The sequence below is a fragment of the Halomonas sp. SS10-MC5 genome (assembly GCF_015992245.1).
GTDB lineage: Bacteria > Pseudomonadota > Gammaproteobacteria > Pseudomonadales > Halomonadaceae > Halomonas > Halomonas sulfidoxydans.
This window is the reverse complement of sequence record NZ_CP065435.1, coordinates 3815847-3829935: the sequence shown is the minus strand read 5'-3', so window position 1 is coordinate 3829935 and position 14089 is coordinate 3815847. Positions and strand designations below refer to the sequence as shown.

At 69.4% G+C, this 14089-nt stretch carries 15 protein-coding genes; 6 read left to right on the top strand and 9 right to left on the bottom strand.

All coding sequences use genetic code 11. The features are described 5' to 3' along the window. Window positions 1-118 precede the first annotated feature (118 nt). A complete protein-coding gene (locus I4484_RS17805; RefSeq protein WP_197448553.1) occupies window positions 119-547 on the top strand; it encodes a transcriptional regulator in 429 nt (142 codons plus the stop codon). On the opposite strand, the gene I4484_RS17800 is transcribed toward I4484_RS17805, so the two are convergent. The 7 genes from I4484_RS17800 to def all read right to left on the bottom strand — a co-directional run bounded on the left by I4484_RS17800 (window position 544) and on the right by def (window position 8061). After that, window positions 544-1800, bottom strand: coding sequence for a TraB/GumN family protein (locus tag I4484_RS17800; protein ID WP_197448552.1), 1257 nt, complete (start codon window positions 1798-1800; stop codon window positions 544-546). The two genes, I4484_RS17805 and I4484_RS17800, sit on opposite strands and share 4 nt — an antisense overlap. Window positions 1801-1881: 81 nt before the next feature. Next, window positions 1882-3330 carry a TrkH family potassium uptake protein gene (locus tag I4484_RS17795; protein ID WP_197448551.1) on the bottom strand — a complete coding sequence of 483 codons (1449 nt, stop codon included), beginning with the start codon at window positions 3328-3330 and terminating at the stop codon, window positions 1882-1884. Window positions 3331-3373: 43 nt separating this feature from the next. Then, window positions 3374-4747: a Trk system potassium transporter TrkA gene (gene trkA, locus I4484_RS17790; RefSeq protein ID WP_197448550.1), complete on the bottom strand. Its 1374-nt coding sequence runs from the start codon at window positions 4745-4747 to the stop codon at window positions 3374-3376. Window positions 4748-4859: 112 nt separating this feature from the next. Continuing rightward, window positions 4860-5066, bottom strand: a complete 207-nt coding sequence (locus I4484_RS17785) for a dodecin (RefSeq protein WP_149328065.1) — start codon at window positions 5064-5066, stop codon at window positions 4860-4862. A 13-nt stretch (window positions 5067-5079) separates the two neighbouring features. Further along, window positions 5080-6453 (bottom strand): 16S rRNA (cytosine(967)-C(5))-methyltransferase RsmB, encoded by a 1374-nt coding sequence (gene rsmB / locus I4484_RS17780; RefSeq protein ID WP_197448549.1) that lies wholly within the window; start codon window positions 6451-6453, stop codon window positions 5080-5082. Continuing rightward, on the bottom strand, window positions 6453-7439 hold the full coding sequence (gene fmt, locus I4484_RS17775) for a methionyl-tRNA formyltransferase (protein ID WP_197448548.1): 987 nt from the start codon (window positions 7437-7439) through the stop codon (window positions 6453-6455). The genes rsmB and fmt overlap by 1 nt, the downstream gene beginning before the upstream one ends. Before the next feature lie 109 nt (window positions 7440-7548). After that, the gene (gene def / locus I4484_RS17770) at window positions 7549-8061 is read right to left on the bottom strand and encodes a peptide deformylase (RefSeq protein WP_197448547.1); all 513 of its coding nucleotides are present in this window, start codon (window positions 8059-8061) and stop codon (window positions 7549-7551) included. A gap of 178 nt (window positions 8062-8239) precedes the next feature. Between def and I4484_RS17765 the strand changes: the two genes are divergently transcribed. From I4484_RS17765 to aroE, 5 genes are all read left to right on the top strand, one after another. Further along, window positions 8240-9343 (top strand): LysM peptidoglycan-binding domain-containing protein, encoded by a 1104-nt coding sequence (locus I4484_RS17765; protein WP_197448546.1) that lies wholly within the window; start codon window positions 8240-8242, stop codon window positions 9341-9343. Window positions 9344-9387: 44 nt separating this feature from the next. Further along, window positions 9388-10461 (top strand): DNA-processing protein DprA, encoded by a 1074-nt coding sequence (gene dprA, locus I4484_RS17760; protein WP_197451106.1) that lies wholly within the window; start codon window positions 9388-9390, stop codon window positions 10459-10461. A gap of 81 nt (window positions 10462-10542) precedes the next feature. Continuing rightward, window positions 10543-11100, top strand: a complete 558-nt coding sequence (locus I4484_RS17755) for an L-threonylcarbamoyladenylate synthase (protein WP_197451105.1) — start codon at window positions 10543-10545, stop codon at window positions 11098-11100. Window positions 11101-11152: 52 nt separating this feature from the next. After that, complete coding sequence (gene hemF, locus I4484_RS17750) at window positions 11153-12082, top strand: oxygen-dependent coproporphyrinogen oxidase (RefSeq protein WP_197448545.1); 930 nt, start codon at window positions 11153-11155, stop codon at window positions 12080-12082. Further along, window positions 12079-12891, top strand: a complete 813-nt coding sequence (aroE, locus tag I4484_RS17745; RefSeq protein ID WP_197448544.1) for a shikimate dehydrogenase — start codon at window positions 12079-12081, stop codon at window positions 12889-12891. The genes hemF and aroE overlap by 4 nt, the downstream gene beginning before the upstream one ends. Window positions 12892-12924: 33 nt before the next feature. Here the strand turns inward: aroE and I4484_RS17740 are convergent, their stop codons facing one another. Both I4484_RS17740 and I4484_RS17735 read right to left on the bottom strand, forming a co-directional pair. After that, window positions 12925-13185: a hypothetical protein gene (locus I4484_RS17740; protein ID WP_197448543.1), complete on the bottom strand. Its 261-nt coding sequence runs from the start codon at window positions 13183-13185 to the stop codon at window positions 12925-12927. Between the two features lie 35 nt (window positions 13186-13220). Further along, window positions 13221-14021 (bottom strand): M48 family metallopeptidase, encoded by an 801-nt coding sequence (locus tag I4484_RS17735; protein ID WP_197448542.1) that lies wholly within the window; start codon window positions 14019-14021, stop codon window positions 13221-13223. Window positions 14022-14089 lie beyond the last annotated feature (68 nt).

Genomic DNA, 14089 nt, shown 5'->3' with positions numbered 1-14089 from the left:
TCCGGGAAGGTTGGCATGGCCCACGCAGGTCCTGTCATGACGAAAGTAAACCATTGGTTGCCATTTAAGATCAACCGCGGTTTAACCGCGGGTCTGGCGTACGCGGCACATTCCTCCGATGAATGAGAAGATTGCCTTTGCCGAGCGGCTGGCCGCCGCCATGCGTGCTGCCGGCTACGAGCCGCGCCCTGCCGTCCTCGAGCGGGAATTCAACCTGCGCTACTGGGGCAAACCCGTCACGCTTCAGGGGGTAAGGCGTTGGCTATGCGGGGAGACTCTGCCGCAGCAGGAGAAACTGCAGGTGCTGGCCGAGTGGCTCGGGGTCGAGCCCCAGGCCCTGCGCTTCGGTGAGGGCGGCGGTTATCGCATCGGCGAACCGCGTGGTGCCTGGGACGCCTCGGTCAGCGCCGAGGAGCGCCGCGTGCTGCAGCGCTACCTGGCCCTGCCGGTGGCGCAGCGCAAGGTGGTGGCCCAGGTCATCGAGGCCTTCGCCCGGGCCGAACGAAGCGGCGCGGAAGAGCACCCGCCTGGCGATGGGCGGTCTTAGCCCGAGGCCGCGGGGCCGAGCAGCGCCCCGGCGATACGGAAGCCGGCGATCCAGGTGCCGGCGGCCGAGCCCAGGGTGGCGAACAGGAACACCAGCAGCGTGCGCGACACGCGGTTGCGCCACCAGCCCTTGAGCTCGGTGACGTCGTGGCGCAGCATCGAGAAGTCGCGCACCTTGGGCTTGCGCAGCCACAGCTCGACCCCGGCGGCGACGAAGCCGGCACCGATGGTGGGGTTGAGCGAGGTGAGCGGGGCGGCGAACATGGTGGCCACGACGGTGATCGGGTGGGCCAGGGCGGCCAGCGTGGCGACTCCAGAGAGCACCCCGTTGATCAGGAACCACTCGACGACCAGCTGCCAGCCGAGATCGGTATTGCGCGAAAAGCCGATGACGAAGCCGGTCAGCACCAGGGCCGTGATCAGCCAGGGCAGGGCGCGCCAGAGTTTCGACGGCGGCGGGGTGGCCTCCAGCGTGTGCCGCTCCGCCTCCGCCTCCGGCTCGGCGGGAAGCGGGGCGTCGAAGTGCTCGACCATGCCCTTCATGTGGCCGGCGCCGATCACCACCAGCACGTTGCGATAGCGCCCGGGAGGGGCCTGCTCCGCCAGGCGCAGCACCATGTAGCGGTCGCGCTCGGCAATCAGCGGGGTGTACAGCGTCTCCGATTCGGCGGCGAATTCGCTGAAGGTCGACTCCAGTACGTCGCCCTCCTTCAGGCGCTCGATCTCCTCGGGCTTGATCTCCTGGCGCGACATCACGCTGCCGAGCAGGCCGGTGAACAGCGACATGCGCTGCCACCACGGCACGTTGGCGTAGATGCGCTTGAGCGTGATGCCCACGTCGCGGTCGATCAGCAGCAGCGGCAGATCGTGGTGGCGCGCCTCCTCCAGGGCGGCGCGCATCTCGGCCCCCGGCTCGATGCCGGACTGCTCGGCGACACGCTGCTGGAAGGCGCCCAGCGCCAGGTTGGCCGCGACCATGCCGGCCTTGCCGCGGCGGAAGATCTCGAACAGGTCCTGCTGGGCCAGGGCGTCCGGGTTGCTGAGGTTGTGATGGCGTGCATCGCACAGCTCGACGGCCACGGCGTCGAAGTCGCCTGAGCGGATCAGCCGGCGCACGTCCTCGGCGCTCTCGGCGGAGACATGCGCGGTACCCAGCAGGGTGTAGCGGGTGCCGCCCACTTCGACGACGCGATGGGGGCCGCTGAAGGCGCCTTCCTGGCGCGGGTCGGTCACGGATTCCTGGGAGTCGGTCATGAACGCTCGGGGTCGCAGGGAGTGAAGGTTCCGATTATCCACGAAGCCGGCTGACGGGCCAAACCCGACCTCAGCGTGGCGTCACTTTCGCCAGAACGCGGGCGTGAACAGCACCAGCACGGTGAAGATCTCCAGCCGGCCGAGCAGCATCGCCAGCACCAGGATCCATTTGGCGAGCGGCGGCAGTTCGCCGTAGTGCGCGGCGGCGTCACCCAGGGCCGGGCCCAGGTTGTTCAGGCACGAGGCCACCGTCGACCAGGCGGTGACCTGGTCGACGCCGGTGGCCATCACGCCCACCAGCATCAGGAAGAACAGCATCAGGTAGGCCGAGAAGAAGCCCCACACCGCCTGGGCGATGCCGTCGGGCACGCTGACCTTGCCCACCTTGACCGCGATCACCGCGTTGGGGTGGACAAGGCGCATCACCTCGCGCATGCCCTGCTTGAGAATGAGGATGATGCGAATCACCTTCATGCCGCCGCCGGTGGAGCCGGAGCAGCCGCCGACGAAGGCGGCCATGAACAGCAGGAAGGGCAGCGCCCCCGGCCAGGCCGAGAAGTCGTCCACGCCGAAGCCGGCGGTGGTGGCCACCGAGACCGCCTGGAACAGCCCGTGGCGCAGCCCGAACTCGGTATCGTAGGTGTTGGTCAGCCATAGCGAGACGATGGTGACGACGCTCAGCCCGGTGAGAAAGATCAGCAGGAAGCGTGCCTCGGGATCGTGCAGGTAGTGACCGAGCTGCCGACCGCGCCAGGCCAGGAAGTGCAGGCTGAAGCTCATCGCCGAGATGACCAGGAAGAACACGCAGATCAGCTCGATCAGGGCGCTGTCGAAATGGCCGATGCTGGCGTCGTAGGTGGAGAAGCCGCCGATGGCGACGGTGGAGAAACTGTGCCCCAGGGCATCGAACCAGCTCATGCCGGCGGCCAGGTAGGCCAGGAAGCAGGTCAGCGTCAGCGCCGCGTAGATATACCACAGCGCCTTGGCCGTCTCGGTGATGCGCGGAGTCAGCTTGGAGTCCTTCAGCGGCCCGGGAATTTCGGTGCGGTAGAGCGCCATGCCGCCGACGCCCAGCGTCGGCAGGATGGCCACCGCCAGTACCACGATGCCCATGCCACCGAGCCACTGCAGCTGCTGGCGGTAGTAGAGCACCGATTCGGGCAGGAATTCGATGCCGGTGATCACGGTGGCGCCGGTGGTGGTCAGCCCCGAGAACGACTCGAATACCGCATCGGTCGGCATGAGTGCGGCGTCGCCGGTCAGCATCAGCGGCAGCGAGCCGAACAGCCCCAGCACGCTCCAGAACAGCGCCGCGATCAGGAAGCCGTCGCGAATGCGCAGCTCCTTGTGCGCGCTGCGGTTGGGCAGGTAGATCACCAGGCCGGTCAGCACGGTGATCAGGATGGCGATGCTGAAGGCATCCCACTGGCCGTCGCCGAACAGCAGCGACACCAGGATCGGCGGCAGCATGGTCAGGCTGAACATCATCAGCAGCAGGCCGAGGATGCGCAGGATGACGCGCAGACTCATGGAGCGGCGTTCCCGGCGTCGCGTGTCGTCATCGAGCCCGCCATCAGAAGAACGTCAGCCCGACCTGGAACAGGCGCTCGACGTCGCGGATGCGGCGCTTGTCGATCACGAACAGGATCAGATGGTCGCCGGACTCCACCACCACGTCGTCATGCGCGATCAGCACCTCCTTGCCGCGCACGATGGCACCGATGGTAGTGCCGCGAGGCAGGTCGATCTCGCCGATGGCGCGTCCCACCACCTTGGAAGACTGGGTGTCACCGTGGGCGATGGCTTCGATCGCCTCCGCCGCACCGCGGCGCAACGAGTGCACGTTGACGATGTCGCCGCGGCGCACGTGGGTCAGCAGGCTGCCGATGGTGGCCTGCTGCGGCGAGATGGCGATGTCGATCTCGCCGCCCTGCACCAGGTCGACGTAGGCGGCGTTGTTGATCAGCGTCAGCACCTTCTTGGCACCCATGCGCTTGGCCAGCATCGACGACATAATGTTGACCTCGTCGTCGTTGGTCAGCGCACAGAAGATGTCGCAATCCTCGATGTTCTCCTCTTCGAGCAGGCGCTTGTTGGTGGCGCTGCCATGCAGGACCACGGTGCGGTTGAGGCGTTCCGAGAGGACGGTGCAGCGCTCCAGGCCGTGCTCGATGATCTTGACCTGGTGGCTGTGCTCGAGGTGCTCGGCGAGGCGCTCGCCGATGTTGCCGCCCCCGGCGATCATCACCCGGCGGAAGTCGCGGTCGACCCGGCGCAGCTCGCTCATCACCGCGCGGATGTCGCGCCGGGCGGCGATGAAGAAGACCTCGTCGTCGGCCTCGATCACGGTGTCGCCGCGCGGGATGATCGGCCGGTTGCGGCGGTAGATGGCTGCCACCCGGGTATCGACGCTGGGCATGTGGCGGCGCAGGAAGCCGAGGTCCTGGCCCACCAGCGGGCCACCGTAGTAGGCCTTGACCGCCACCAGCTGCACCAGGCCGCCGGCGAATTCCAGCACCTGCAGGGCGCCGGGATGCTCGATCAGGCGGCGAATGTGGTCGGTGACCACCTGCTCGGGGCTGATCAGGACGTCGATGGGCACCGCCTCGTGGGCGAACAGCCCCTTGCGGGTGAGGTAGGCGGTGGCGCGTACCCGGGCGATCTTGGTCGGCGTGCGGAACAGCGTGTGGGCGACCTGGCAGGCGATCATGTTGACTTCGTCCTGGCTGGTCACCGCGATCAGCATGTCGGCGTCCTCGCAGCCGGCCTGGCGCAGTACCACGGGGTAGGAGCCGGGACCGACCACGGTACGGATGTCGAGCCGGGTGTGCAGTTCGCGCAGGCGTTCGCCGTCGGTGTCCACCACCGTGATGTCATTCTCCTCGCGGGCCAGGTGTTCGGCCAGCGTGCCGCCGACCTGGCCGGCGCCCAGGATGATGATCTTCATATGCTGTCAGACCCATCAAACGACTCTGCGACGCCGTTATGGCGCCGCAGCATTCGTGGCTAGCATAAACCAGCCGAAGGTGATGTAACAGGCTCGTGTGGTAACGGTGCCGTCAGTCCAGGGTGAAGCCAACCTTGAGCGTGACCTGCCAGTGGCCGACGCGGCCGTTCTCGATGTGGCCGCGGGTATCCACGACCTCGAACCAGCGCATGCCGTGCAGCGACTGCGAGGCCTTGTCGAGCGCACGCTGGATGGCGTCCTCGATGCTCTTCTCGGAGGAACCGGTCAGCTCGATATGCTTGTAGACATGATCGCTCATGGGTGCTCCTTGCTCATGTGGACGAAGGGGCGTCGGATCCACCCCGCTTCCTCAGTCTGGCATAAAAGAAGCCGTCGTGGCTCTCCGGCTGTGGCAGGAGCTGGCGTCCGGGGCCGACCGTGCGGCCCCAGCTCACTCCCTCGGGGGTGGTGACGCCGGCGTCGGGAGTGCGCTCGAGGAAGGCGCGGATCTGCTCGTCGTTCTCCTCGCGCAGCACCGAACAGGTGGCGTAGAGCAGCGCGCCGCCGGGGCGCAGCAGCGGCCACAGGTTGTCGAGCAGGCGGGCTTGCAGCTCGGCCAGCCTGGGGATGTCGGAAGGGCGCCGCAGGCGCTTGATGTCGGGATGGCGGCGAATCACGCCGGTGCCCGAGCAGGGCGCATCGAGCAGGATGGCGTCGAACGGCGTTCCGTCCCACCAGTCGCGCTGCGTGGCGTCGGCATGCACCAGGGTGGCCGAGAGACCGAGACGCTCCAGCGTCTCCTCGACCCGGGCCAGGCGTACGGCATCGCTGTCGAGCGCCAGCAGCTCGATGTCGAACAGTTCGAGCAGGTGGGCCGTCTTGCCCCCCGGGGCGCAGCAGGCATCCAGCACGCGACCGCCGGGGCGAGGGGCCAGGGCCGGCCCGAGCAGCTCGGCGGCGAGCTGGGCGGCCTCGTCCTGCACGCTGACGTCGCCCTCGGCGAAACCGGGCAGCGTCTGCACGTCGCAGGGCTTGTCCAGCGTCAGCCCATCGGGTGAGTGCGTGCACAGCCGTGCCGCGATGCCGCTCTCGAGCAGCTTCGCCAGGTAGGCCTCGCGGTCGCCGTGGCGGCGGTTGATGCGCAGGGTCATGGGGCCCGGCTGGTTGTTGGCCTCGGCAAGGGCGCGCCAGTCGTCGGGCCAGGCGTGGCGCAGCGCCTTGAGCAGCCAGCGAGGATGCAGCAGCGCCACCGCCGGGTCCTGGTCGACCTCGGCCTGTAGCGCGGCGGACTCCCGGGTCAGCCGCCTCAGGCAGCCGTTGAGCACCCGGGTCGCCCACTCCTTGCCCAGCTGGCGCGCGGCGCCGGCGGTCTCGCCCACCGCGGCGTGGGCCGGGATGCGCAGGTAGAGGAGTTGGTAGATGCCCAGCAGCAGCAGCGCCTGGACGTCGGCGTCGCGGGCCTTGAACGGGGATTTCAGCAGGCGCTCGGCGAGCGCCTCGAGGCGCGGCAGCGTGCGGCACACGCCGTAGCACATCGCCTTGAACAGGGCGCGGTCGCGGATCACCACCTGATGATCGTCCAGCTCGTTGAGCGAGCCCTTGCCGGTGATGACGGGCACCAGGGCACGGGCGGCGCTGGCGCGTACCGCCTGGCCGCCGTCCTGGACGCTCTTGCCGGCGCGGGTGGAGGGGGTGGAACGATGCATCAGGGGCTCTCCTCGGTCGCACTGCCCAGGCGATGCCCGGCTTGCAGGCGCGCGTCGCGTGCGTTGAGCAGGTCGCGGGCCGCCAGCGGCTTGCCGCCCGGCAGCTGGGCGCGGGTGACTCGCAGTACCTCGCCGCCCTGGGGGCCGCAGGCGATGCGCAGGGCGTCGGCCTCGGGGGCGAGCAGGGTACCCGGCGGCACGGGGCGTTCGCTTTCGCGGGCGGATGCCGCCTCGGCCATCAGCAGGCGCAGCCGCTCATCGCCGCAGGCGCACCAGGCCACCGGCCAGGGGTTGAAGGCGCGCACCCTGGCGGCGAGTTCGTCGGCAGGGAGGGTGAAGTCGAGTTCGGCCTCGGCCTTGGAGAGCTTGGCGGCGTAGGTCACCCCCGCCTGCGGCTGAGGTATGGCCGTAAGGCCTTCGCCAGCCAGCGCGTCGAGTACCTCGACCAGCGCCTCGCCGCCGAGCGTGGCCAGGGTGTCGTGCAGTTCGCCGCCGGTCGTCGTCGTGGTGATCGGTGTGCGCCGCGTGAGCAACATGGCGCCGGTATCGAGCCCGGCATCCATCTGCATGATGGTGACACCGCTTTCGCTGTCGCCGGCCTCGATGGCGCGCTGGATCGGTGCCGCGCCGCGCCAGCGCGGCAGCAGCGAGGCGTGAACGTTGAGGCAGCCGAGCCGGGGGATGTCGAGTACCGCCTGGGGCAGGATCAGCCCGTAGGCCACCACCACCATGATGTCCGCCTCGAAGGCGGCCAGCTCGGCCTGCACCTCGGCGCTCTTCAGCGTCTCGGGTTGACGGACCGGCAGGTCGTGCGCGAGGGCCAGCGACTTGACCGGGCTGGCGGTCAGCTTGCGGCCTCTTCCCGCCGGACGGTCGGGCTGGGTGTAGACGGCCACCACCGAATGCCGGCTGTGCAGCAGGGCGGCGAGGCTGGCGGCGGCGAAGTCGGGGGTGCCGGCGAAGATGACGCGCAGGGAACGGGACATGAGTCGAGCCTTGCCAGTGAACGGTTGCCCTCATCTTAACGGAGGCAGGCCCAAACGACGAAGGCCGACGTGGGACACGTCGGCCTTGCGGGGCGAATCAGCGCTGCCCTCAAGCGGTCTGCATCTGCTTGTGGCGCTTCTGCATCTTCTTCAGCACGCGATCGCGCTTGAGCGGCGAGAGGTAGTCGACGAACAGCACGCCCTCGAGATGGTCGCACTCGTGCTGGATGCAGTGCGCCAGCAGGCCGTCGGCCTCGAGCTCGTAGGGCTTGCCGTCGCGGTCCAGCGCCTTGAGGTGCACCTTGAGCGCCCGCGGCACCTCGGCATAGTACTCGGGAATCGACAGACAGCCCTCGGACATCAGTTCGCGTTCATCGCCGATCGGGGTGTACTCGGGGTTGACCAGCACCAGCGGGTTGGCCCGGTCGTCGCTGACGTCCATCACGATCACGCGACGGTGCACGTCGACCTGGGTGGCGGCAAGGCCGATGCCGGAAGCGTCGTACATGGTCTCGAGCATGTCGTCGACCAGCCGGCGCACCTCGTCGTCAACCGCTTCGACCGGCGCCGCCCTGGTGCGCAGCCGCTCGTCGGGAAATTCGAGGATCGTCAATTTGGCCATGGCGTTGGAACCACCGTTATGCTGTCATTCGGGAATTGCCCCTATTCTAGGGGGCGGCAGGCCAGGGGGAAACCGCTGGCGCGCTTATCCATTCAATAGCGTTGGACTATAGCACGGCACGCCGGTTCCCGGCGTGAGAGGCCGCGATCGGGGCCGGCAGCGAGGGCAGGGGGGAAGGATGGACGAGAATGCAACGTGGCGGCTGGGCGGCCCGCTGAGGCGAGCGTGGACGTGGGGGGCCGGCCTGTCACTGCTGCTGGCGGCGACGCTGGCCCAGGCCCAGGGGGTGAGCTGGGAGCAGGGGCTGCGCAGCGACGCGCCGGACCGCTACACGGTGGTGCGCGGGGATACCCTGTGGGACATCTCGGGGCGCTTCCTGCGCCATCCCTGGCAGTGGCCGGAGGTGTGGCAGGTCAACCCGCAGATTCGCAACCCGCACCTGATCTATCCCGGCGACGTGATCACCCTCCAGGACTGCCATGGCCGGCCGTGCCTCGGGATCGAACGCGGCCAGGGCGAAGTGCGGCTCTCGCCCGAGGTGCGCCGGGTTCCGGTACGCGAAGCGATCGAGCCGATCCCGCTGGATACCGTGCGCCATTTCCTGCGCGACCATCGGGTGATCGACGACCCCGAGGCGCTCGATGAGCTGGCCTACGTGGTGGCCGGCAACGACCGGCGCATCATCAGCGGCGCCGGCGACCGCATCTATGCCCGCGGCGAGCTGCAGCGGGGGCAGCGCTACGGGATCTATCGCGTCGGCGAGCGCTACCACGACGCGGCGACCGGCGAGCTGCTGGGGCTGGAGCTGATCGGCATCGGGCGGGCCCGGGCCGAGCGCAGCGAGGACGGCATCGCGCTCATGGAGGTCCTCGCCGCCAGCCAGGAGGTGCGCAACGAGGACATCGTGCTGCCGCTCGAGGCGCGCGAGCTGGCCAGCGAGTTCATGCCTCGCGCACCGGACCACGAGGTCGACGGCACCATTCTCGCCGTGCCGGGCGGGGTGCGCTTCATCGGCCGGCTGCAGGTGGTGGCGCTGGACCGGGGGCGTCGCGACGGGCTCGAAACCGGCCATGTGCTGCAGGTCGAACAGCAGGGCGAACGTGTGGTCGATCCCCGCACCGGCGAGTCGCTGCGCCTGCCCGGGACCGACGCCGGCCTGGTCATGGTGTTTCGACCCTACGAGAGGATGAGCTATGGCCTGGTGATGCGGGCGACACGTACGCTGGAAGTCGGCGACCGCCTCCACAATCCCCGCCGTGGGGTGGGGGTGGCGCAGCGGTGAGCGATGCGCGACATGGACCGAGCCGGCGCGACTGGCTGGCGCTGATGCGGCTGCCCGGAATGGGCGCCGCGCGATTGGCCGAAATCCAGGCCGCCGCCCCGGACTGGCCGGGCGGCTGGCTGGCGCGACTGCCGCCTCCGGCGGCCTCGGCGCTGCGCCTGTGGCTCGACCACCCGGCCCGCAGCCCGCTGACCCAGGGGATAGAGGCCGACCTGGCCTGGCTCGCGGCCGCGCCTGACCGCCACCTGCTGTATCCGGGGCATCCGGCGTGGCCGGCGCTGCTGGAGCAGATCGGCGACCCGCCGCCGGTCCTCTGGGCACTGGGCGACCTGGCCGCCCTGCAGCCGCCCAGACTCGCCATCGTCGGCTCGCGTCGGCCCACCCGCGAAGGCCTGGCCAACGCTGCGGCCTTCGGTCGGGAACTGGCCAGCCGCGACTGGTGCGTCGTCAGCGGCCTGGCGCTGGGCGTCGACGGGGCCGCCCAGCAGGCCGCGCTGGAGGCCGGCGGGCGCAGCGTGGCGGTGCTGGGCTGCGGCGTCGACGTGATCTATCCCCCGCGTCATGGGCGGCTCTACCAGCAACTGCTCGACCACGGCGGGCTGATCCTTTCGGAGCATCCTCCCGGCACACCGGCGCGGCCGGCGTTCTTCCCCCGACGCAACCGCATCGTCACCGGGCTCTCGTTGGGCGTGCTGGTGGTGGAAGCCGCCGAGAAGAGCGGCTCACTGGTGAGCGCCAGGCTCGCCATCGAGCAGAACCGCGAGGTCTTCGCGCTGCCCGGCTCGATCCACAACCCTCAGGCGCGTGGCTGCCTGCGGCTGATCCGGCAGGGTGCGGTACTGGTGCGCCACGTCGAGGATATCCTCGCCGAGCTGACCCAGTGGGCGGCGTCGAGCCTCGCCCTTGCCCGGCCCCGGGAAGCCGGGGCGCAGGGTGCCGCCAGCAGCGGCGACCCGCTGCTGCGCTGGCTCAGCGACGCCCCCTCGCCGCTCGATGCGCTGGTGAGCCTGACCGGGCTGAGCGTGCCCGACTGCCAGCGGCGCCTGCTGGAACTCGAGCTCGAAGGGCGTGCCGCCCAGGCCCCCGGGGGCTGGGTGCGCCTGCCCGAGAACGCCTAGGCGTGCTAGCATGAGAACCCTCATCAGGACCGACACAGCCCTCCGCTGGCGGTCGGTATGCTGAATCATTGGCAGGAGACCATGACCGTGGCCGAATCGCTCGATGTCGCCGTTGCCGCGCTGCGCGCCGGCGGCGTGATTGCCTACCCCACCGAAGGCGTGTGGGGGCTGGGTTGCGACCCCGACAATGACGAGGCCGTGGCCCACCTGCTGCGGCTCAAGCAGCGCGACCCGGCCAAGGGACTGATTCTGGTGGCGGCTTCCATCGCCCAGTTCGCGCCCTGGCTCGAGGGCCTGGCGCCGGAGCTGCATGCGCCGCTGGTCGCCAGCTGGCCGGGTCCCAACACCTGGCTGGTGCCTCACAACGGGCGCACCCATGCGCTGGTGCGCGGTGCCCACGACTGCGTGGCGCTGCGGGTCAGCGCCCACCCCGGCGTGGCGGCGCTGTGCCGGGCCTTCGGCGGGCCGATCGTCTCGACCTCGGCCAACAGGGCCAATGAGCCTTCGGCCATGAGCGCCGCCGAGGTGCGCGAGATCTTCGGCGACGAGCTCGACGCCGTCGTCGAGGGGGAGCTTGGCGGGCTGGATCGCCCCAGCACCATTCGCGACCTGCGCAGCGGCCGGGTACTGCGCGCCTGAGTGGTGGCGTGCCGGTCAGGGGTAGCGAAAGACCACGATAGCGAGGAGCAACATGGCGTATGCCGATCTCGACACGGTGAAGGGCTACCTGCTCGACCTGCAGGACCGGCTGTGCACCGGGCTCGCCGCCGAGGACGGCGGGGCCGGCTTTCGCGAGGAGAGCTGGCAGCGCGAGGCCGGAGGTGGTGGTCGTTCGCGCGTGATCGAGCACGGCCACGTGTTCGAGAAGGGCGGGGTCAATTTCTCCCACGTCCACGGCGACCAGCTGCCGCCCTCGGCCACGGCCGCCAGGCCCCAGCTCGCCGGGCGCGGCTTCCATGCGGTGGGGGTCTCCTGGGTGCTGCATCCCGAGAACCCTCACGTGCCTACCAGCCATGGCAACGTGCGTTTCTTCATCGCCGAGAAGACCGGCGAGGCCCCGGTATGGTGGTTCGGTGGCGGCTTCGACCTCACGCCCTACTACCCGGTGCACGAAGACGTGCTGCACTGGCATCGCGTGGCCCGCGACGCCTGCGCGCCCTTCGGCGCCGACGTCTACCCGCGTTTCAAGGCGTGGTGCGACGAATACTTTTATCTCAAGCATCGCGAAGAAACGCGCGGTGTGGGCGGGCTGTTCTTCGACGACTTCAACGAGTGGGATTTCGATGCCAGCTTCGCCTTCCAGCGCGCGGTGGGGGATGCCTTCCTCGACGCCTACCTGCCCATCGTACGACGTCGTCGCGATACGCCATGGGGCGAGCGCGAGCGTGACTTCCAGCTCTACCGCCGCGGGCGCTACGTGGAGTTCAACCTGGTGTGGGACCGCGGCACTCTGTTCGGGCTGCAGAGCGGCGGGCGCACCGAATCGATCCTGATGTCGATGCCGCCGCTGGCGCGCTGGGAGTACGGCTGGACGCCCGAGCCGGGTAGCGCGGAGGAAGCCCTGTACCGGAACTACCTGTGCCCCCGCGACTGGCTGGGGGAAGAGGAGCCCTCTTCATGACCGACCGCTACTGCGTCTTCGGCAACCCCATTGCCCATTCGAAGTCGCCGGCGATCCACGCCGCCTTCGCCGAGCAGACCGGGGAGGGCATCGACTACACCGCCATCGCGGCGCCGCTGGACGACTTTCCCGGCGCCTGGCGCAGGTTCACCGCCGAAGGGGGGCGCGGGGCCAACGTCACCGTGCCGTTCAAGGAGGCGGCCTGCCGTCTCTGCGATACCCTGAGCCGGCGTGCCCAGCGGGCCGGGGCGGTGAACACCCTGATCCTCGGCGGCAACGGCCAAACCCATGGCGACACCACCGATGGCGTCGGCCTGGTGCGCGACCTGGCGCGCCATGGCGTGAACCTGGCCGGCGCCCGTATCCTGGTGCTGGGAGCGGGCGGGGCGGTACGTGGCGTGCTGGAACCGCTGCTGACGGCAGGGCCGCTTGGCGTGCGGATCGCCAACCGCACCGCCGCCAAGGCCGCGGCACTGGCACAGGATTTCGCCGACCTGGGCGACATCGAGGGCGGGGGCTTCGATGACGTGGGGAAGGGGTACGACCTGGTGATCAACGGCACCAGCGCCAGCCTGGCCGGCGATCTGCCGCCGCTGCCCGACGACCTCTTCGCGCCGGGGGCCACCGCCTACGACATGATGTACGGCGCCGAGCCCACCGTGTTCCTGCGCTGGGCCGCCGAGCGCGGTGCGCTTGCCGTCGACGGCCTGGGCATGCTGGTGGAGCAGGCCGCCGAGTCGTTTTATCAATGGCGGGGCAGGCGCCCCGACACCACGCCGGTGCTCGAGGCGCTGCGTCGCGCTCTGTGAGCCGCCGCGGGGTCATGCGTTCGAGGTTTGGCCTCAGCGTCGCTTGACGTAGAGCCCCAGCAGGCACATCACCGCGCCGGCCAGCGACAGCAGCATGCCGCCGTTGACCAGCCACGGCTGACGCTCCACCCAGGGCACGAAGGGCTGGGGCGTCTCACGGCATGTGCCAGCCAGGTAGTCCCAATGCCCCTCTTGGATCAGCGCGCATTCACGCACGTCATTGAGCTCCCAGAAGTAGACCCCCATCAGCACGAAGAGGGGCAGGATCAACAGCAGCAGGCCAAGTCTCAGCATCAGCGTTCCAAGGTGAGGTGGGGCTCAGCATTTCCCTAGGGGCGCGGGCAATTTGGCTGCCGCCCAGCCTGACGGGCCTGTTCGTAGTGCGCCAGGGCGTTGTCCATCTCCGCCTGCAGGCCCTGCATGCGCTGGCCGTGGCTGGGGTGGGTCGACATCCAGGCCGGCGGGTTGGCGCCGCCCTGGGCGCTCATGTTCTCCCACAGTGCGACGCTGGCGCGCGGATCGAAGCCGGCGTCGGCCATCAGCCGCAGGCCGATCACGTCGGCCTCGCTCTCGTGGCGGCGCGAGAAGGGCAGCAGGATGCCGTATTGCGCGCCGAGACCCAGCGCCCCCATCAACTGCTCGCCGCCCGGGCCCTCGAGACCGGCCGCCGAGGACAGCACCGACAGGGCGAGCTGGGTCGAGGTCTGGGTCGAGACCCGCTCGTTGGCATGGCGTGCCAGGACGTGGCCGATTTCGTGACCGATCACCGAGGCGAGCTGGTCCTGGTTGTCGACAATCTCGAGCAGGCCGGTGTTGACGCCCATGTAGCCGCCGGGCAGGGCGAAGGCGTTGGCCTGCTCCGCTTCGAACACGCGGATCTGCCACTCCTGATTGCGCTCACGCTCCGGCAGGACGGCGACGATGGCTTCGGCCACGCACTGGGCGTAGCGCTGCTGGGCCTGGCCGGCCGGGGGCAGGTCCTGCTGGTACTGTGCGAAGGCTTCCTGGCCCATCTGGTTGAGCTGCGCATCCGACATCAGCGTGAGCTGCTGACGTCCGGTCGGCGACGTGGTACAGGCGGTAAGGGTCAGGGCCAGCGTGGCCACGGCAGCACGGCAAATCCAGCGCATGTTCGATTCCTCGTTCGGTCAGATCCCTTGAGACCCTGGACGGGGGTGACGGTTCGCCACAAGATACC